General features: G+C 61.3%; 20 protein-coding genes. All 20 read right to left on the reverse strand.

Annotated features, from left to right (window positions below; genetic code table 11):
• Positions 1 to 2: 2 nt before the first annotated feature.
• The 20 genes from rplE to rpoC all read right to left on the reverse strand — a co-directional run bounded on the left by rplE (position 3) and on the right by rpoC (position 18,149).
• The gene (gene rplE, locus H3O04_RS08325; RefSeq protein ID WP_006477186.1) at positions 3 to 542 is read right to left on the reverse strand and encodes a 50S ribosomal protein L5; all 540 of its coding nucleotides are present in this window, start codon (positions 540 to 542) and stop codon (positions 3 to 5) included.
• 16 nt (positions 543 to 558) lie between these two features.
• Complete coding sequence (gene rplX, locus H3O04_RS08330; RefSeq protein WP_006477187.1) at positions 559 to 867, reverse strand: 50S ribosomal protein L24; 309 nt, start codon at positions 865 to 867, stop codon at positions 559 to 561.
• Positions 868 to 876: 9 nt separating this feature from the next.
• Positions 877 to 1,245, reverse strand: coding sequence for a 50S ribosomal protein L14 (gene rplN / locus H3O04_RS08335; protein ID WP_006482918.1), 369 nt, complete (start codon positions 1,243 to 1,245; stop codon positions 877 to 879).
• Between the two features lie 308 nt (positions 1,246 to 1,553).
• Positions 1,554 to 1,826, reverse strand: coding sequence for a 30S ribosomal protein S17 (gene rpsQ / locus H3O04_RS08340; RefSeq protein ID WP_006477189.1), 273 nt, complete (start codon positions 1,824 to 1,826; stop codon positions 1,554 to 1,556).
• On the reverse strand, positions 1,823 to 2,017 hold the full coding sequence (rpmC, locus tag H3O04_RS08345) for a 50S ribosomal protein L29 (protein ID WP_006400652.1): 195 nt from the start codon (positions 2,015 to 2,017) through the stop codon (positions 1,823 to 1,825). The genes rpsQ and rpmC overlap by 4 nt, the downstream gene beginning before the upstream one ends.
• 9 nt (positions 2,018 to 2,026) lie before the next feature.
• On the reverse strand, positions 2,027 to 2,443 hold the full coding sequence (gene rplP, locus H3O04_RS08350) for a 50S ribosomal protein L16 (protein ID WP_006482873.1): 417 nt from the start codon (positions 2,441 to 2,443) through the stop codon (positions 2,027 to 2,029).
• A 2-nt stretch (positions 2,444 to 2,445) separates the two neighbouring features.
• Complete coding sequence (gene rpsC / locus H3O04_RS08355; protein WP_006482899.1) at positions 2,446 to 3,246, reverse strand: 30S ribosomal protein S3; 801 nt, start codon at positions 3,244 to 3,246, stop codon at positions 2,446 to 2,448.
• Between the two features lie 11 nt (positions 3,247 to 3,257).
• Positions 3,258 to 3,587: a 50S ribosomal protein L22 gene (rplV, locus tag H3O04_RS08360; RefSeq protein ID WP_004199272.1), complete on the reverse strand. Its 330-nt coding sequence runs from the start codon at positions 3,585 to 3,587 to the stop codon at positions 3,258 to 3,260.
• 12 nt (positions 3,588 to 3,599) lie between these two features.
• Positions 3,600 to 3,875: a 30S ribosomal protein S19 gene (gene rpsS, locus H3O04_RS08365; protein WP_004199273.1), complete on the reverse strand. Its 276-nt coding sequence runs from the start codon at positions 3,873 to 3,875 to the stop codon at positions 3,600 to 3,602.
• A 10-nt stretch (positions 3,876 to 3,885) separates the two neighbouring features.
• Positions 3,886 to 4,713: a 50S ribosomal protein L2 gene (rplB, locus tag H3O04_RS08370; RefSeq protein WP_006482900.1), complete on the reverse strand. Its 828-nt coding sequence runs from the start codon at positions 4,711 to 4,713 to the stop codon at positions 3,886 to 3,888.
• A gap of 2 nt (positions 4,714 to 4,715) precedes the next feature.
• A complete protein-coding gene (gene rplW / locus H3O04_RS08375) occupies positions 4,716 to 5,030 on the reverse strand; it encodes a 50S ribosomal protein L23 (protein ID WP_004199275.1) in 315 nt (104 codons plus the stop codon).
• The gene (gene rplD, locus H3O04_RS08380; RefSeq protein ID WP_006477192.1) at positions 5,027 to 5,647 is read right to left on the reverse strand and encodes a 50S ribosomal protein L4; all 621 of its coding nucleotides are present in this window, start codon (positions 5,645 to 5,647) and stop codon (positions 5,027 to 5,029) included. Before rplD ends, rplW begins: the two co-directional genes overlap by 4 nt.
• On the reverse strand, positions 5,647 to 6,297 hold the full coding sequence (gene rplC / locus H3O04_RS08385) for a 50S ribosomal protein L3 (protein ID WP_006482922.1): 651 nt from the start codon (positions 6,295 to 6,297) through the stop codon (positions 5,647 to 5,649). Before rplC ends, rplD begins: the two co-directional genes overlap by 1 nt.
• 178 nt (positions 6,298 to 6,475) lie before the next feature.
• Positions 6,476 to 6,787 (reverse strand): 30S ribosomal protein S10, encoded by a 312-nt coding sequence (rpsJ, locus tag H3O04_RS08390; protein ID WP_004199280.1) that lies wholly within the window; start codon positions 6,785 to 6,787, stop codon positions 6,476 to 6,478.
• A 287-nt stretch (positions 6,788 to 7,074) separates the two neighbouring features.
• Complete coding sequence (gene tuf / locus H3O04_RS08395; RefSeq protein ID WP_011350666.1) at positions 7,075 to 8,265, reverse strand: elongation factor Tu; 1,191 nt, start codon at positions 8,263 to 8,265, stop codon at positions 7,075 to 7,077.
• Positions 8,266 to 8,306: 41 nt separating this feature from the next.
• Positions 8,307 to 10,409 carry an elongation factor G gene (fusA, locus tag H3O04_RS08400; protein WP_006482929.1) on the reverse strand — a complete coding sequence of 701 codons (2,103 nt, stop codon included), beginning with the start codon at positions 10,407 to 10,409 and terminating at the stop codon, positions 8,307 to 8,309.
• A gap of 123 nt (positions 10,410 to 10,532) precedes the next feature.
• Positions 10,533 to 11,003 (reverse strand): 30S ribosomal protein S7, encoded by a 471-nt coding sequence (rpsG, locus tag H3O04_RS08405; protein ID WP_006477195.1) that lies wholly within the window; start codon positions 11,001 to 11,003, stop codon positions 10,533 to 10,535.
• Positions 11,004 to 11,175: 172 nt separating this feature from the next.
• Positions 11,176 to 11,556 (reverse strand): 30S ribosomal protein S12, encoded by a 381-nt coding sequence (rpsL, locus tag H3O04_RS08410; protein ID WP_006400662.1) that lies wholly within the window; start codon positions 11,554 to 11,556, stop codon positions 11,176 to 11,178.
• Between the two features lie 226 nt (positions 11,557 to 11,782).
• Positions 11,783 to 13,630, reverse strand: coding sequence for a DNA helicase RecQ (gene recQ / locus H3O04_RS08415; RefSeq protein WP_202587496.1), 1,848 nt, complete (start codon positions 13,628 to 13,630; stop codon positions 11,783 to 11,785).
• A gap of 277 nt (positions 13,631 to 13,907) precedes the next feature.
• The gene (rpoC, locus tag H3O04_RS08420; RefSeq protein WP_011546645.1) at positions 13,908 to 18,149 is read right to left on the reverse strand and encodes a DNA-directed RNA polymerase subunit beta'; all 4,242 of its coding nucleotides are present in this window, start codon (positions 18,147 to 18,149) and stop codon (positions 13,908 to 13,910) included.
• Between the last annotated feature and the right edge of the window lie 8 nt (positions 18,150 to 18,157).

Consider the following 18,157-nt stretch of genomic DNA (forward strand, 5'->3'; position numbering starts at 1 on the left):
CCTCAGTTTCTGAACGGGAACTTGAAGCTGGCGAGCAGAGCCTTTGCTTCGTCGTCGGTCTTCGCAGTCGTCGTGATGCTGATGTTCAGCCCACGCAGTGCGTCGATCTTGTCGTAATCGATTTCGGGGAAAATGATCTGCTCTTTCACACCGATGTTGTAGTTGCCACGGCCATCGAAAGCACGACCCGACACACCGCGGAAGTCACGCACGCGGGGCAGGGCAACCGTCACGAAACGGTCGAGGAATTCGTACATCGCCTGGCCACGCAGCGTCACCATCGCGCCGATGGGGTAACCCTGGCGGATCTTGAAGCCTGCGATTGCCTTGCGAGCCTTCGTGACGACCGGCTTCTGGCCGGCGATCTTCGTGAGGTCGCCAACGGCGTTCTCGATGATCTTCTTGTCAGCGATCGCTTCGCCAAGACCCATGTTCAGCGTGATCTTGGTGATGCGCGGCACTTCCATGACCGACTTGTAACCGAACTTCTCGATCAGGCCGGGCACAACCTTTTCTTTGTAAAACTCTTGAAAACGAGCCATTTTTTACTCCGCTGCGTCAGGCGCTCAGTACGGCACCGGTCGTCTTCAGGAAGCGAACCTTCTTGCCTTCCTCGACCTTGATGCCAACACGCGACGCCTTGCCATTCGCGTCGACCAGTGCGACGTTCGAAATATGCAGGGGCATCGTCTTCGCTTCCACGCCGCCCGTCGTACCCTTCATCGGGTTCGGCTTCACATGCTTCTTGACGAGGTTGATACCTTCAACCGTCACATGTTCAGCACCGACAGCCAGCACGACGCCGCGCTTGCCCTTGTCCTTGCCAGTGACGACGATGACTTCGTCACCTTTGCGAATCTTGTTCATCGCGACTCCTTACAGCACTTCCGGCGCCAGCGAAACGATCTTCATGAATCGTTCGCTACGCAGCTCACGCGTCACCGGCCCAAAGATACGGGTGCCGATCGGCTCGAGCTTGTTATTCAAAAGCACAGCGGCGTTGCCGTCGAACTTGATCAGCGAGCCGTCTTGACGGCGCACGCCCTTGGCGGTGCGAACCACCACGGCGTTGTAGATTTCGCCTTTCTTCACGCGCCCGCGCGGCGTTGCCTCTTTGACGCTCACCTTGATGATGTCGCCAATGCCGGCATAACGACGCTTCGAGCCGCCGAGCACCTTGATGCACAGGACTTCACGTGCACCCGTGTTGTCGGCTACTTCGAGCCGAGATTCGGTCTGGATCATGGTTTGTCTTTCCCAACTTAATCCGGATGCACCACCATGATGCATTCGGTCAGTCTTGGTCCCGTCAGCCAATCGGCTGCTTGGGTTGGAACAGCAGCGACGGCAAACGAAACCCGCCATCGCAATTCGGTGAATCTTTCGGACAGGCTGGCGCCAGTCCGCTTCCCCCACCAACTTCGCCCGCGACGGGGCTCCCATAAAGAGGGAAGACCAGGATTATAACAAATAATCCTGGTCCCGCAAGCAAAAACTTTGCGATTTCAAGCACTTCGTGGAGAAGTGCCTGTTACTGCCTACTGCACTACCGCTTAGATGACGCGAGCGGCTTCGACGAGGCGCGACACCGTCCAGGCCTTCGTCTTCGAAACAGGACGCGTTTCCTGGATTTCGACGAGATCGCCTTCGTTGTAGGTGTTCGCTTCATCGTGCGCGTGGTACTTCTTCGAACGCACGACATACTTGCCGTAGATCGGGTGCTTGACGCGGTGCTCGATCAGCACGGTGACGGTCTTGTCCATCTTGTTGCTGACGACCCGACCGACCAGCGTCCGCTTCAGCGAGGTTTTCACGCTATCGTTCATTTCTGGTTCGCCTTCTGAGTCATGACGGTCCGCACACGTGCGATGTCGCGACGAACCTTCTTCAGCTGGCTCGTGTTCGTGAGCTGCTGGGTCGCGAGTTGCATGCGCAGGCCGAATTGCGCCTTCAGCAGGTCCGCCAGCTCCTTGTTGAGCGCGGCCTGGTCTTTCTGGAGAAGTTCGGAAGCCTTCATGTTTTCTCCTTAGGCGCCGAGCTGGCGCACGATGAATGCCGTCTTGAGCGGCAGCTTGGCTGCGGCCAGACGGAACGCTTCGCGTGCCAGTTCTTCGGTTACGCCGTCCATTTCATAGAGCATCTTGCCCGGCTGAATCTCGGCGACGTAGTACTCCGGGTTACCCTTACCGTTACCCATACGCACTTCGGCCGGCTTCTGCGAAATCGGCTTGTCCGGGAAGATCCGGATCCAGATGCGGCCGCCACGCTTGATGTGACGCGTCATTGCACGACGCGCCGCTTCAATCTGACGTGCGGTCAAACGACCGCGACCGATCGCCTTCAGGCCGAATTCACCGAACGACACTGCGTTGCCGCGCGTCGCCTTGCCGGTGTTACGACCCTTCTGCTCTTTACGATACTTTCTGCGTTTCGGTTGCAGCATCGTTATTCTCCAGTCTTGCCGTCTTCGGGCTTGCCGGCGCCGCGGCGCGGTGCGCCACGACGAGCACCCGGAGCGCCGCCTTCGCCGTCACGGCGCGGACGACGGTCGCCCGGACGCGCATTGCGACGCGGACGCTTGTCTTCGGCTACTTCTTCCACCACCGGTGCGTCGTTGCGGCCGAGCGTATCGCCCTTGTAGACCCACACCTTGACGCCGATGATCCCGTAAGTCGTCTTCGCTTCCGAAGTCGCGTAGTCGATATCAGCACGCAGCGTGTGAAGCGGCACGCGACCTTCGCGATACCACTCCGTACGAGCGATTTCGATACCGTTCAGACGGCCTGCGCTCATGATCTTGATGCCTTGGGCACCCAGACGCATCGCGTTCTGCATCGCACGCTTCATCGCGCGACGGAACATGATCCGGCGCTCGAGCTGTTGCGTGATCGAGTCAGCGATCAGCTGAGCATCGGTTTCCGGCTTGCGGATTTCTTCGATGTTGACGTGAACCGGCACGCCCATGCGGCGTTGCAGTTCCGTCTTCAGCTGCTCGATATCCTCGCCCTTCTTGCCGATGACCACGCCCGGACGCGAGCTGTAAATCGTGATGCGCGCGTTCTTCGCCGGACGCTCGATGACGACCCGACCGACCGAAGCGTTCTTCAGCTTCTTCTTCAGGTATTCACGAACACCGATGTCTTCCTGCAGCATCGCCGCGAAATTGTTGTTGTTCGCGTACCAACGCGAAGCCCAATTGCGGCTGACAGCCAGGCGGAAGCCAGTCGGATGAATTTTCTGTCCCATCGTATGGCTCCTTAATTCCCGACCGTCACAGTGATGTGACAGGATTGCTTCTCGATGCGGTTACCGCGGCCCTTGGCGCGCGCGGTGAAACGCTTGAGCGATGCAGCCTTGTCGACGTAGATGCTCTTGATCTTGAGCTCGTCGATATCAGCGCCTTCGTTGTGCTCCGCATTCGCGATTGCCGACAGCACAACCTTCTTCACGATGCCAGCCGCCTTCTTCGGCGAGAACGTCAGAACGTTCAGCGCCTTGTCGACCGGCAAACCGCGGATCTGGTCAGCCACAAGGCGCGTTTTCTGCGCCGAGATGCGGGCACCGCGATGAATTGCTTTCACTTCCATCTTGATTGCCCCTTATTTCTTGGCCTTCTTGTCGGCTGCGTGACCCTTGAACGTACGGGTCAGTGCGAACTCGCCAAGCTTGTGGCCGACCATGTTTTCCGAGATGTACACCGGAACGTGTTGACGGCCGTTGTGAACAGCGATCGTCAGGCCGATGAAATCCGGCAGAATCGTCGAGCGACGCGACCAGGTCTTGATCGGCTTTTTGTCGCGCGAAGCTGCAGCCGCCTCAACTTTCTTCAGCAAATGGGCGTCGCAGAACGGACCTTTTTTAACAGAACGTGCCATTGCCTACTCCTTAACGCTTGTGACGGCGCTGGACGATCATCGTCGTCGTGCGCTTGTTGCTGCGGGTGCGGTAACCCTTAGCCGGCGTACCCCACGGGCTCACCGGGTCGCGACCTGCAGCCGTCTTGCCCTCACCACCACCGTGCGGGTGATCAACCGGGTTCATCGCAACGCCACGCACCGTCGGGCGGATACCGCGCCAGCGGTTCGCGCCAGCCTTGCCGATCTGGCGCAGGCTATGCTCTTCGTTGCCGACTTCACCGATCGTTGCACGGCACTCGATGTGCACGCGGCGGATTTCGCCCGAACGCAGACGAACCTGCGCGTAGACGCCTTCGCGCGCCAGCAGCATGGCCGACGTGCCAGCCGAACGCGCCATTTGCGCGCCCTTGCCCGGCAGCATCTCGATGCAGTGGATCGTCGTACCGACCGGAATGTTGCGGATCGGCAGCGTGTTGCCTGCACGGATCGGCGCTTCCGAACCCGACATCAGCTGTTGGCCGACGGTCAGGCCCTTCGGGGCGATGATGTAGCGACGTTCGCCGTCTGCGTAGAGCACCAGCGCGATGTTCGCGCTGCGGTTCGGGTCGTACTCGAGACGCTCGACCTTTGCCGGGATGCCATCCTTCGTGCGACGGAAATCGACGATACGATAGTGCTGCTTGTGACCACCACCCTTGTGACGCGTGGTGATACGACCGTTGTTGTTACGGCCGGCGGTCGAGCTCTGCGAGTCGAGCAGCGCCGCGAACGGCTTGCCCTGGTGCAGGTTCTTGTTGACCACCTTGACCATCGCGCGGCGACCCGGCGATGTCGGCTTAACTTTAACGATTGCCATGATTACTTGGCCTCCGCTTCAAAGTTGATTTCCTGGCCGGGCTTCAGGCAAACGTACGCCTTCTTCACGTCCTTGCGGCGGCCCATCGAACGGCCGAAGCGCTTTTGCTTGCCCTTCTGAACCAGCACGTTGACCGAATCAACTTCAACCTTGAACAGCAGCTCGACAGCCGCCTTCACTTCCTGCTTCGTGGCATCCGGTGCGACTTCGAACACGACTTGCTCGTTCTTGTCGGCAACCAGCGTCGCCTTTTCCGAGATCACCGGTGCGAGCAGGACCTGCATCAAACGATGATCGTTCTTGCGAATCTCGCTCATGACAGCAACTCCTCGATCTGGGCGACCGCAGCCTTCGTGACCAGCACTTTCTTGAAGTAGATCAGCGACAGCGGGTCAGCGTAGCGCGGCTCGACAATCGCCACGTGCGGCAGGTTGCGCGAAGCCAGGTACAGGTTCTCGTCGACCGTGTCGGTGATGATCAGCACGGAGTCGAGACCCATGGTCTTGAATTTGTCGGCCAGCAGCTTGGTCTTCGGCGCTTCGAGGATGATGTCCTCGACGACCGACAGACGGCCTTCACGGGCCAGCTGCGAGAAGATCGAGCAGAGACCTGCGCGATGCATCTTCTTGTTGACCTTGTGCGAGAAGTTTTCTTCCGGCGAATTCGGGAAGATACGACCACCGCCACGCCACAGCGGGCTCGACGACATACCGGCACGAGCGCGGCCCGTACCCTTCTGGCGCCACGGCTTCTTGGTCGTGTGCTTGACTTGCTCACGGTCCTTCTGTGCGCGGTTACCCTGGCGAGCATTCGCCTGGTAAGCGACGACGACCTGGTGGATCAGCGCTTCGTTGTAGTCACGACCGAACACGACGTCCGATGCGTTGACCACTGCACCTTCCTGACCATTTTCGTTCAGGAGCTTGAGTTCCATTATTTCGCCCCCTTGGTCTTGACGGCCGGCGTCACGAAGACCTTGCCGCCCTTCGCGCCCGGAATCGCACCCTTCACGAGCAGCAGCTTGCGCTCTGCGTCGATACGAGCGATTTCGAGGTTCTGCACCGTCACCGTCACGTCACCCATGTGACCCGTCATGCGTTTACCCGGGAAAACACGACCCGGATCCTGCGCCATACCGATCGAGCCCGGCACGTTGTGCGAGCGCGAGTTACCGTGCGTGGCACGGCCGGAGGAGAAGTTGTAACGCTTGATCGTACCGGCGTAGCCCTTACCGATCGACACGCCTTGCACGTCGACCTTCTGGCCCACTTCGAAAAGATCTGCACCGACCACGGCGCCATTCGACAGCTCGGCTGCCTTGGCCGCGTCAATGCGGAATTCCTTGAGGATTTCACCGGCTTCGACACCGGCTTTGGCGAGATGACCTGCCAGCGGCTTCGTCACGCGCGATGCGCGGCGGGAGCCGAATGCAACCTGCACGGCCGTGTAGCCGTCGGTTTCAACAGTCTTGATCTGCGTCACGCGGTTGTCCGACACGTCCAGCACGGTGACGGGAATCGAATCCCCTTCAGCCGTGAAGATACGGGTCATGCCAACCTTGCGACCTACGAGTCCAAGGCTCATCATTTTCTCCATTCCCGACTGCGATTGGTCGGGGCTGATTTACAAAATGCCGGGCACGCAAGGCCCAACTTTTTTACGCGAATACGCGAAAAGCCAAGCAGTATAGCCCGACTTTCCGATTTCCGCAAGCAATACAAAGACTTAGCACCGCCCGGCGGACCGACCGGCGCCGGAAGCCTTACTGCAGCTTGATTTCCACGTCGACGCCAGCCGGCAGGTCGAGCTTCATCAGCGCGTCAACGGTCTTGTCCGTCGGGTCGACGATGTCCATCAGGCGCTGGTGGGTACGGATTTCGAGCTGATCGCGCGACGTCTTGTTGACGTGCGGCGAACGCAGGATGTCAAAACGCTGAATGCGCGTCGGCAGCGGCACCGGGCCACGGACGATTGCGCCAGTCCGCTTCGCGGTATCGACGATTTCGGCAGCCGATTGATCGATCAGACGATAGTCGAATGCCTTCAGGCGAATGCGGATTTTCTGTTGCTGCATGACAATTCCTTGAAAAGAGCGAGGCGATGTTGCATCGCCGGACACTAAAAGAACGTGAAACATGACGCCAGCGGGGAGCGAAGCATCAGGTTCCGGACAGTACTTCCACTGCTAAGCCCGCGATTCTACACGAAATTCTGAAGCAGTGTTGCGTGTTTCTTGGTGCGCGCAACGCGCCGCCGGAAAAACAAAACCGGGCGCCAGCGCAAGCTGGGCACCCGGTTTCGACGGTACAACCGCGTACCGCGGGAATCGCGGACCCCGTCGGGATCCGCGGATCGTCGATATTACTCGATGATCTTGGCGACGACGCCGGCGCCGACGGTACGGCCGCCTTCGCGGATTGCGAAGCGCAGACCTTCTTCCATCGCGATCGGAGCGATCAGCTTCACCGTGATCGACACGTTGTCGCCCGGCATCACCATTTCCTTGTCCTTCGGCAGCTCGATCGAGCCCGTCACGTCCGTCGTACGGAAGTAGAACTGCGGACGGTAGTTGTTGAAGAACGGCGTGTGACGGCCGCCTTCGTCCTTGCTCAGCACGTACACTTCAGCCGTGAAGTGCGTGTGCGGCGTGATCGAACCCGGCTTCGCCAGAACCTGGCCACGCTCCACGTCTTCACGCTTCGTGCCGCGCAGCAGGATACCCACGTTGTCGCCTGCCTGACCTTGGTCCAGCAGCTTGCGGAACATTTCAACGCCCGTGCAGGTCGTCTTCACCGTCGGCTTGATACCGACGATTTCGATTTCCTCGCCGACCTTCACGATGCCGCGCTCGACACGACCCGTCACCACCGTACCGCGGCCCGAGATCGAGAACACGTCTTCCACCGGCATCAGGAACGCGCCGTCAACTGCACGCTCCGGCGTCGGGATGTACGTGTCCAGCGCGTCGGCCAGGCTCATGATCGCCACTTCGCCCAGCTCGCCCGTGTCGCCTTCCAGCGCCAGCTTCGCCGAACCCTTCACGATCGGCGTGTCGTCGCCCGGGAAGTCGTACTTCGACAGGAGTTCGCGAACTTCCATCTCGACCAGCTCGAGCAGTTCCGCGTCGTCAACCATGTCGCACTTGTTCAGGAACACGATGATGTACGGAACGCCAACCTGACGCGCCAGCAGGATGTGCTCACGCGTTTGCGGCATCGGGCCGTCTGCTGCCGAGCAAACCAGGATCGCGCCGTCCATCTGCGCTGCGCCCGTGATCATGTTCTTCACATAGTCAGCGTGGCCCGGGCAGTCGACGTGTGCGTAGTGGCGGTTAGCCGTTTCGTACTCGACGTGTGCCGTGTTGATCGTGATGCCGCGCGCCTTTTCTTCCGGTGCCGCGTCGATCTGGTCGTATGCCTTCGCTTCGCCGCCGAACTTCTTCGTCAGCACCGTCGTGATCGCTGCCGTCAGCGTCGTCTTGCCGTGGTCAACGTGACCAATCGTACCAACGTTCACGTGCGGCTTGGTCCGCTCAAATTTACCTTTTGCCATGATTCTCTTCTTTCAAAAATTATCGGTGGGTAGCTACAGATTTACTTCGACTTCGCGCTGATGATCGCTTCAGCAACGTTGCGCGGAGCTTCAGCGTAGTGCTTGAACTCCATCGTGTACGTTGCACGACCTTGCGTCAGCGAACGCAGCGACGTCGAGTAACCGAACATTTCCGACAGCGGCACTTCGGCGCGCACGATCTTGCCGCCGCCAACCATGTCTTCCATGCCCTGGACGATGCCGCGACGGCCCGACAGGTCGCCCATCACGTTGCCCATGTAGTCTTCCGGCGTCTCGACTTCGACAGCCATCATCGGCTCGAGGACGACCGGGTTCGCCTTGCGCATCGCTTCCTTGAACGCCATCGAACCGGCCATGCGGAACGCGTTTTCGTTCGAGTCAACGTCGTGGTACGAACCGAACGTCAGGTGAACCTTCACGTCGACGACCGGGAAGCCAGCCAGCACGCCCGACTTCAGCGTGTCCTGGATACCCTTGTCGACCGCCGGGATGTATTCACGCGGAATCACACCACCCTTGATCTCGTCGAAGAACTCGTAGCCCTTGCCTTGTTCGTTCGGCTCGAGCGTGATGACCGCGTGACCGTACTGGCCGCGACCACCCGACTGCTTGACGAACTTGCCGTCGACATCCTTCGCCGTCGAACGGATCGTTTCGCGGTACGCAACCTGCGGCTTGCCGACGGTCGCTTCCACGCCGAATTCACGCTTCATCCGGTCGACCAGAATTTCGAGGTGGAGCTCGCCCATGCCCGAAATGATGGTCTGGCCCGACTCTTCGTCGGTCTGCACGCGGAACGACGGGTCTTCCTGAGCCAGACGGTTCAGTGCGAGGCCCATCTTTTCCTGGTCGGCCTTGGTCTTCGGCTCGACTGCCTGCGAAATCACCGGCTCCGGGAACACCATGCGTTCGAGAACGATCGGGTTCGCCGGGTCGCACAGCGTGTCGCCCGTGGTTGCTTCCTTCAGGCCGACCGCTGCGGCGATGTCGCCCGCACGGACTTCCTTGATTTCTTCACGCTGGTTCGCGTGCATCTGCAGAATACGGCCGAGGCGTTCCTTCTTGCCCTTGGTCGAGTTCAGCAGCGTGTCGCCCGAGTTGACGACGCCCGAGTACACACGGAAGAAGATCAGCTGGCCGACGAACGGGTCGGTCATGATCTTGAACGCGAGCGACGAGAACTTCTCTTCGTCCGACGCCTTGCGCTCTGCTTCTTCGCCGTTTTCGAGTTCGCCCTTGACCGGCGGGATGTCGACCGGCGACGGCAGGAAATCGATCACGGCGTCGAGCATGCGCTGCACGCCCTTGTTCTTGAACGCGGTACCGCACAGCATCGGCTGGATTTCGCACGCGATCGTACGATCACGCAGCGCCTTGACGATGTCGGCTTCCGGCAGATCGCCTTCTTCCAGGTACTTGTTCATCAGGTCTTCGCTGGCTTCGGCAGCCACTTCGACCATCTTTTCGCGCCATTCCTTGCAGGTCTCCGCGAGCTCGGCCGGGATGTCGACGTAGTCGAACTTCGTGCCTTGCGACGCTTCGTCCCAAATGATCGCCTTCATCTTGATCAGGTCGACGACGCCCTTGAAGTTTTCTTCCGCGCCGATCGGCACCACGACCGGAACCGGGTTCGCCTTCAGGCGCAGACGGAGCTGGTCGTAGACCTTGAAGAAGTTCGCGCCGGTACGGTCCATCTTGTTGACGAACGCGAGACGCGGCACCTTGTACTTGTTCGCCTGGCGCCACACCGTTTCCGACTGCGGCTGCACGCCGCCCACTGCGCAGTACACCATGCATGCGCCGTCGAGCACGCGCATCGAGCGTTCCACTTCGATCGTGAAGTCGACGTGGCCCGGGGTGTCGATGATGTTGATGCGGTGTTCCGGATAGTTGCCGCCCATGCCCTTCCAGAAGGCCGTGGTAGCAGCGGACGTGATCGTGATGCCACGCTCTTGTTCCTGCTCCATCCAGTCCATCGTGGCTGCGCCGTCGTGGACTTCACCGATCTTGTGGTTCACACCGGTGTAAAACAGAATGCGCTCGGTCGTCGTCGTTTTGCCGGCGTCGATGTGAGCGCTAATACCGATATTGCGGTAGCGCTCGATAGGAGTCTTGCGAGCCACTTTGATCCTCTACTGGGATGACGTGATGCAGCCCTGCTGCATCACGCCTCAACACAAACGGGCGAGGCGCCTGAAAAGCGCACCCGCCCGGAATTTATTTCCGCAAACAGCCCAGCCAGGCGCTTAGAAACGGAAATGCGAGAACGCGCGGTTGGCTTCTGCCATGCGGTGAACTTCGTCGCGCTTCTTCATCGCGCCGCCACGGCCTTCGGCCGCTTCGGAGAGTTCACCTGCCAGACGCAGGGCCATCGACTTCTCGCTGCGCTTCTTCGCAGCCTCACGCAGCCAGCGCATCGCCAATGCCATACGACGCGACGGGCGCACTTCGACCGGAACTTGATAGTTGGCACCACCAACGCGACGGCTCTTCACTTCGACCACCGGCTTCACGTTGTTGAGCGCAACCGTGAACACTTCCAGCGGGTCCTTGCCACCCTTGGTCTGGATTTGTTCGAATGCGCCATAAACGATGCGCTCTGCGACCGACTTCTTGCCGGACAGCATCAGCATGTTCATGAACTTGGCAACATCAACGTTACCGAACTTCGGATCCGGCAACACTTCCCGCTTGGGGACTTCGCGACGACGCGGCATGATTCTTCCTTTACTTGTTCAGTTGGAGCTGGATTCAGCTCCGCGGCCACCAACAAACCCGATCACATCTTCACGACTAACCAGCTTGGCCGGGTGACCACTTACTCGACAGCACCGGCAATCCGGCACTCCCGCCTTGACCGCCCTGCGGCGATCCCTGATCAAAAACTGCTTACTTGGCAGCCTTTGCACGCTTCGCGCCGTACTTCGAACGCGCTTGCTTACGGTCCTTGACGCCCTGGGTATCCAGCGAGCCGCGAACCATGTGGTAACGCACACCCGGCAAGTCCTTCACACGGCCGCCGCGGATCAGCACAACCGAGTGTTCCTGCAGGTTGTGGCCTTCACCGCCGATGTACGAAATCACTTCGAAGCCGTTCGTCAGACGAACCTTGGCAACCTTACGGAGTGCCGAGTTAGGCTTCTTCGGCGTCGTCGTGTACACACGGGTGCACACGCCGCGACGCTGGGGGCAGTCCTGCAGGGCCGGGCTCTTGCTCTTCGTCGTTTCCGACTGACGGCCTTTGCGAACCAGTTGGTTGATGGTTGGCATTGTTTATTCCTGAAATTGAACAAAATCTGCACGCCGATTTCGGGCAAAGCGAGAATCGACGCACAGTTGACTTCCGAACCGGCGAATCGGGTGCGAACTGTCGAACGCGACTCGGCCCACCGAATACCGGAACCCAGCATGATATTCCGGAAATACCAACTAAGTCAACGGCTTGCGTGATTTGCCGGCTGATCCCGTGGTTTACAGGAGGGGTCGGAACGCTGTGTCAGGCCGATTCGACGACGTCGATGATCTCGTCGCCGAAGCGTTCCAGCTTGCGCACGCCCATGCCGGGGATGTGCCGCAGGTCTTCGATCGTCTCCGGCGCGTTGCGCGCGATTTCGGCGAGCGTCGCGTCGTGGAAGATCACGTAGGCCGGCACGCCGTCCGTCTTCGCGGTTTCCGCGCGCCATGCGCGCAGCGCGTCCCACCGTGCGCGCTCGCGGGCGCCCATGCCGGCCGTCGGGTCGACGCGCGTGCCGCTGCGGCTCGACGACTGGCGGGTGCGCTGCGGCTTCACGTAGCGGCGCAGCGTGACTTTTTCCTCGTTCTTCAGCACGGGCTTCGCGGCCTCGGTCAGCATCAGCGCGCCGAAGCCGCCATGGTCGACCGCCAGGTAGCCGTACGCGACCAGTTGCCGGAAAATCGCGCGCCACTCGGGCTCGGACAGCGCCGCGCCGATGCCGAACGTGCTGAGCTGATCGTGGCCCCGCTGCAACACCTTCTCGGTGCGCCCGCCGCGCAGGATCTCGATCAGGTGGCTCGAGCCGAAATTGAAGCCGCTCGCGCGCTGTGCGCGGAACACGCACGACAGCGCCATCTGCGCCTCGCGCGTCGCGTCCCACGAAGCGGGCGGCTCGAGGCACGTGTCGCAGTTGCCGCACGGCTGGCTCGCCTCGCCGAAGTAATTCAGCAGCCGCACGCGGCGGCACGAGATCGTTTCGCACAACCCGAGCAGCGCGTCGAGCTTCGACGTCTGCACGCGCTTGTGCGCGTCGTCCGCATCGGATTCGTCGATCATCTTGCGCTGCTGGACGACGTCGCCGAGGCCATACGCCATCCACGCGTTGGCAGGCATCCCGTCACGACCCGCGCGCCCGGTTTCCTGGTAATAGCCTTCGACGCTCTTCGGTAAATCGAGGTGCGCGACGAAGCGTACGTCGGGCTTGTCGATACCCATGCCGAACGCGATCGTCGCGCACATCACGATGCCTTCCTCGCGCTGGAACATTTCCTGGTGCTTCTGCCGCACCTCGAACTCCATCCCCGCGTGATACGGCAGCGCGCGCACGCCCTGGGCCTTCAGCCATTCGGCCGTTTCCTCGACCTTGCGGCGCGACAGGCAATAGACGACGCCCGCGTCCGTCGTGCCGTCGGCATTCGTGTGCTCGGCACGGATGAAGTCGAGCAACTGCGAGCGCGCGTTGTCCTTTTCGACGATCCGGTAGCGGATGTTCGGGCGGTCGAAGCTCGACACGAACACGCGCGCGTCGTCGAGCGCGAGACGATGGATGATCTCGTCGCGCGTGATCGCATCGGCCGTAGCGGTCAGCGCGATGCGCGGCACCGACGGGAAGCGCTCGTGCAACACCGACAGCTGGATGTATTCCGGGCGGAAATCGTGCCCCCATTGCGACACGCAGTGCGCTTCGTCGATTGCGAACAGGCCGATCTTCGCGCGCTCGAGCAGCTCGAGGAAGCGCCCCGTCATCAAGCGCTCCGGCGCGACGTACAGCAGGTCGATTTCGCCTTCGCGCAGCGCGCGCTCGGTGGCCGCGGCCTCGGCGCCCGACAGCGTCGAATTCAGGTAGGCCGCGCGCACGCCGACTTCGCTCAACGCTGCGACCTGGTCCTGCATCAGCGCGATCAGCGGCGACACGACGATGCCGGCGCCCTGCCCGGCCTCTCGGCGCAGCAGCGCGGGAATCTGGTAGCACAGCGACTTGCCGCCGCCGGTCGGCATCAGCACGAGACAATCGCCGCCGCCGGCGACGTGCTCGACGATCTCGCCCTGCTGGCCGCGAAAGGCGGAATAACCAAAGACTTCGTCGAGTATTTCGAGGGCGCGGGACATGAATAGGAACAGGGACGGCTAAGCGATGAACGCAATTTTAACAACCCGCTCGCGCGACGCGTGGCGAATCGCGCGACGTTGGACGTTCGGTCAGGGTTCGTTCGCGGGCATCACGGGCCTGCCGCGGCCATGCTGGACGCGTTCGCGGGGCATGCCCCGGCGCGGCGCAGGCACGTCATGCGCGTGAACGAAGGATGAAAAAAAACCGCCCGGCAGAACCGGGCGGTTTCGGTGACAGCGATGATAGCAAGGCGACGCGGCTTGCGCCGCGCCGCGCTTACTCGGCTGCCGGGTGTTGCGGCTCTTCTGCCGGCGCGCTCGGCGTGCCAAAGTCGAATGCCTCTTCCGCTGCGATCTGGTCGAAACGCTCGCGATCCGACGATTCCTTCGCCTTGCGTGCCTTGTGGAACGCGAGACCCGTACCAGCCGGAATCAGACGGCCGACGATTACGTTTTCCTTCAGGCCGCGCAGATCGTCGCGCTTGCCCATGATCGCCGCTTCGGTCAGCACGCGGGTCGTTTCCTGGAACGATGCCGCGGAGATGAACGAGTCGGTCGACAGCGATGCCTTCGTGATACCGAGCAGCACGTTGTCGTACGAAGCCGGACGCTTGCCCTCGGCGATCATGCGATCGTTCTCGTCCAGCATGTCGGAACGCTCGACCTGTTCGCCCGGGATGAAGCGCGTATCGCCGTTGTCGGTGATCTGCACACGACGCAGCATCTGGCGAACGATCACCTCGATGTGCTTGTCGTTGATCTTCACGCCCTGCAGACGGTACACGTCCTGCACTTCGTCGACGATGTAGCGCGACAGCGCCTCGATACCCTGCAGACGCAGGATGTCGTGCGGATCGGCCGGACCGTCCACGATCATTTCGCCCTTGTTGACGACCTGGGCATCGTGAACCAGAACCTGCTTTTCCTTCGCGATCAGGAACTCGTGCTGGTTGCCCTCGAGGTCCGTGATGACGAGACGCTGCTTGCCCTTCGTGTCCTTGCCGAACGACGTCGTACCGGTGACTTCCGCGAGAATGCCGGCATCCTTCGGCGAACGCGCTTCGAACAGTTCCGCCACCCGCGGCAGACCGCCGGTAATGTCACGCGTCTTCTGCGCTTCCGTCGGGATACGTGCGAGCACTTCACCGACCTGCACCTGCTGGCCATCCTTCACGGTGATCAGTGCGCCGACCTGGAAGCCGATCTGCACTGCGTGCTCCGTGCCCGGAATCTTCACTTCCTCGCCGTTCGCGTCGAGCAGCTTCACCTGCGGACGCACGCTCTTCGAAGCCTGCGAACCGCGGCGCTTCACGTCGATCACGACCAGCGTCGACAGGCCGGTCACGTCGTCGATCTGCTTCGCGACGGTCACGCCTTCCTCGACGTTCTCGAACTTCACCGTACCACCGTACTCGGTGATGATCGGACGCGTCAGCGGGTCCCACGTGGCGAGCTGCGTGCCGGCCTTGATGGTCGCGCCGTCGAGCTGCAGCAGCGTCGCGCCGTACGGCACTTTGTGACGTTCGCGCTCGCGACCGAAGTCGTCGGTGATCATCGCTTCGCCCGAACGGGAAATGACGATCTGCTCGCCCTTCGCGTTCGTGACGTAGCGCATCGTCGCCGTGAAGCGGACGATACCGTTGCTCTTCGCTTCGACCGACGAAGCCACTGCCGCACGCGATGCCGCACCACCGATGTGGAACGTACGCATCGTCAGCTGCGTGCCCGGTTCACCGATCGACTGCGCCGCGATCACGCCGACTGCTTCGCCGACGTTCACGAGCGAGCCGCGGCCGAGATCGCGGCCGTAGCAGGCTGCGCACAGGCCGTAACGCGTTTCGCAGGTCAGCGGCGTGCGCACGCGCACTTCGTCGATGCCGAGGCGTTCGATTTCCTCGACCGCCGTTTCGTCGAGCAGCGTGCCCGATTCGTACAGCGTTTCCTGCGTTTCCGGATTCACGACGTCCGCGACCGCGACGCGGCCGAGGATACGGTCGCGCAGCGCTTCGACGACTTCACCGCCTTCGACCAGCGCCTTCATCGCCACGCCGTTCGACGTGCCGCAATCGTCTTCCACCACGACCAGATCCTGCGTGACGTCGACCAGACGACGCGTCAGGTAACCCGAGTTCGCGGTCTTCAGTGCCGTATCAGCCAGACCCTTACGTGCACCGTGGGTCGAGATGAAGTACTGCAACACGTTCAGACCTTCGCGGAAGTTCGCGGTAATCGGCGTCTCGATAATCGAGCCGTCTGGCTTCGCCATCAGGCCGCGCATACCGGCCAGCTGACGAATCTGAACCGCCGAACCCCGGGCGCCCGAGTCGGCCATCATGTAGATCGAGTTGAACGACTCCTGGCGCGTCTCGTTGCCGTCGCGGTCCGTCACCGGCTCCGTCGACAACTGCTCCATCATCGCCTTGCCGACCGCTTCCGACGTTGCCGACCAGATGTCGACCACGTTGTTGTAGCGTTCCTGCGCGGTGACGAGACCCGACATGTACTGGCGGTCGTACTCCTTCACCTTCTTCGCGGCGTCGCCGACGATCGTTTCCTTCTGCGGCGGCACGAGCATGTCGTCCACGCAGATCGAGATGCCGGCACGCGTCGCGAGACGGAAACCCGACTGCATCAGCTGGTCGGCGAACACCACCGTCGCACGCAGACCGCACTTGCGGAACGCCGTGTTGATCAGGCGCGAGATTTCCTTCTTCTTCAGCGGCTTGTTCAGCACCGAGAACGGCAGGCCGTGCGGCAGGATCTCCGACAGGATCGCGCGGCCGACGGTCGTCGCGTACAGCGTGATCTTCGGCACGAACGGCGGCGCGCCTTCCGACTTGTCTTCGTTGTGGACCATTTCGGTGATCCGCACGTTGACGCGCGAGGCCAGCTCGACTTCCTTGTTCTCGTACGCGCGGATGACTTCCGACACGCCCGTGAACGACAGGCCTTCGCCCTTGCCGTTGACCGCTTCGCGGGTCGCGTAGTACAGACCCAGCACGATATCCTGCGACGGCACGATCGACGGATCGCCGTTGGCCGGGAACAGCACGTTGTTCGACGCGAGCATCAGCGTGCGCGCTTCCATCTGCGCTTCGAGCGACAGCGGCACGTGAACGGCCATCTGGTCACCGTCGAAGTCGGCGTTGAACGCCGCGCAGACGAGCGGGTGCAGCTGGATTGCCTTGCCTTCGATCAGCACCGGCTCGAACGCCTGGATACCGAGACGGTGCAGCGTCGGCGCACGGTTCAGCATCACCGGGTGCTCGCGGATCACCTCTTCGAGGATGTCCCACACCACCGGCGTCTGGTTCTCGACTTCCTTCTTCGCAGCCTTGATGGTCGTAGCGACGCCCATCACTTCCAGCTTGTTGAAGATGAACGGCTTGAACAGCTCGAGCGCCATCAGCTTCGGCAGACCGCACTGGTGCAGCTTCAGCGTCGGGCCGACCACGATGACCGAACGGCCCGAGTAGTCGACGCGCTTGCCCAGCAGGTTCTGACGGAAACGACCGCCCTTGCCCTTGATCATGTCGGCGAGCGACTTCAGCGGACGCTTGTTCGCGCCCGTCATCGCCTTGCCGCGACGACCGTTGTCGAGCAGCGAGTCGACGGCTTCCTGCAGCATCCGCTTTTCGTTGCGGACGATGATTTCAGGCGCCTTCAGCTCGAGCAGACGCTTCAACCGGTTGTTACGGTTGATCACGCGGCGATACAGGTCGTTCAGGTCCGACGTCGCGAAACGGCCGCCGTCGAGCGGCACGAGCGGACGCAGTTCCGGCGGCAGCACCGGCAGCACTTCGAGGATCATCCACTCGGGCTTGATGCCCGAACGCTGGAATGCCTCGAGGACCTTCAGGCGCTTCGCGTACTTCTTGATCTTCGCTTCCGAGCCGGTGTTCTTCAGCTCGGTGCGCAGCGTCTCGACCTGCTCGTCGATGTTGATCGCGCGCAGCAGTTCACGCACGCCTTCCGCGCCCATTTCGGCACGGAATTCGTCGCCGTATTCCTCGACCTTGTTGTAGTAATCCTCTTCGGTCATGATCTGCCGCGCCTTCAGCGGCGTCATGCCCGGTTCGATCACCACGTACGCTTCGAAGTACAGCACGCGCTCGATGTCGCGCAGCGTCATGTCGAGCACCATGCCCAGACGCGACGGCAGCGACTTCAGGAACCAGATGTGCGCGACCGGCGAGGCCAGCTCGATGTGGCCCATCCGCTCGCGACGCACCTTCGCCAGCGTCACTTCGACGCCGCACTTCTCGCAGATCACGCCGCGGTGCTTCAGGCGCTTGTACTTGCCGCACAGGCACTCGTAGTCCTTGATCGGCCCGAAGATCTTCGCGCAGAACAGACCATCGCGTTCCGGCTTGAACGTACGGTAGTTGATGGTCTCCGGCTTCTTCACTTCACCGAACGACCACGAACGGATCTTGTCGGGCGAGGCCAGACCGATCTTGATCGCGTCGAAAACTTCTTCCTGTTGGACTTGCTTGAATAGATCGAGCAGAGCTTTCATTGCTTTCT

The sequence above is a fragment of the Burkholderia sp. KCJ3K979 genome, assembly GCF_016759955.1.
GTDB lineage: Bacteria > Pseudomonadota > Gammaproteobacteria > Burkholderiales > Burkholderiaceae > Burkholderia > Burkholderia orbicola.

What these genes read in the sequence shown, in the direction of transcription:
- rplE (WP_006477186.1), bottom strand. Translation starts at nt 542, where the DNA reads ATGGCTCGTTTTCAAGAGTTTTACAAAGAAAAGGTTGTGCCCGGCCTG.
- tuf (WP_011350666.1), bottom strand. Translation starts at nt 8,265, where the DNA reads ATGGCAAAAGGTAAATTTGAGCGGACCAAGCCGCACGTGAACGTTGGT.
- rplD (WP_006477192.1), bottom strand. Translation starts at nt 5,647, where the DNA reads ATGGAACTCAAGCTCCTGAACGAAAATGGTCAGGAAGGTGCAGTGGTC.
- rpsJ (WP_004199280.1), bottom strand. Translation starts at nt 6,787, where the DNA reads ATGCAGCAACAGAAAATCCGCATTCGCCTGAAGGCATTCGACTATCGT.
- rplW (WP_004199275.1), bottom strand. Translation starts at nt 5,030, where the DNA reads ATGAGCGAGATTCGCAAGAACGATCATCGTTTGATGCAGGTCCTGCTC.
- rpsQ (WP_006477189.1), bottom strand. Translation starts at nt 1,826, where the DNA reads ATGAACGATAGCGTGAAAACCTCGCTGAAGCGGACGCTGGTCGGTCGG.
- rpsG (WP_006477195.1), bottom strand. Translation starts at nt 11,003, where the DNA reads ATGCCGCGTCGTCGCGAAGTCCCCAAGCGGGAAGTGTTGCCGGATCCG.
- rpmC (WP_006400652.1), bottom strand. Translation starts at nt 2,017, where the DNA reads ATGAAGGCTTCCGAACTTCTCCAGAAAGACCAGGCCGCGCTCAACAAG.
- rplV (WP_004199272.1), bottom strand. Translation starts at nt 3,587, where the DNA reads ATGGAAGTGAAAGCAATTCATCGCGGTGCCCGCATCTCGGCGCAGAAA.
- rpoC (WP_011546645.1), bottom strand. Translation starts at nt 18,149, where the DNA reads ATGAAAGCTCTGCTCGATCTATTCAAGCAAGTCCAACAGGAAGAAGTT.
- recQ (WP_202587496.1), bottom strand. Translation starts at nt 13,630, where the DNA reads ATGTCCCGCGCCCTCGAAATACTCGACGAAGTCTTTGGTTATTCCGCC.
- rplP (WP_006482873.1), bottom strand. Translation starts at nt 2,443, where the DNA reads ATGCTGCAACCGAAACGCAGAAAGTATCGTAAAGAGCAGAAGGGTCGT.
- rplX (WP_006477187.1), bottom strand. Translation starts at nt 867, where the DNA reads ATGAACAAGATTCGCAAAGGTGACGAAGTCATCGTCGTCACTGGCAAG.
- rpsS (WP_004199273.1), bottom strand. Translation starts at nt 3,875, where the DNA reads ATGGCACGTTCTGTTAAAAAAGGTCCGTTCTGCGACGCCCATTTGCTG.
- rpsC (WP_006482899.1), bottom strand. Translation starts at nt 3,246, where the DNA reads ATGGGACAGAAAATTCATCCGACTGGCTTCCGCCTGGCTGTCAGCCGC.
- rpsL (WP_006400662.1), bottom strand. Translation starts at nt 11,556, where the DNA reads ATGCCAACCATCAACCAACTGGTTCGCAAAGGCCGTCAGTCGGAAACG.
- rplC (WP_006482922.1), bottom strand. Translation starts at nt 6,297, where the DNA reads ATGAGCCTTGGACTCGTAGGTCGCAAGGTTGGCATGACCCGTATCTTC.
- rplB (WP_006482900.1), bottom strand. Translation starts at nt 4,713, where the DNA reads ATGGCAATCGTTAAAGTTAAGCCGACATCGCCGGGTCGCCGCGCGATG.
- rplN (WP_006482918.1), bottom strand. Translation starts at nt 1,245, where the DNA reads ATGATCCAGACCGAATCTCGGCTCGAAGTAGCCGACAACACGGGTGCA.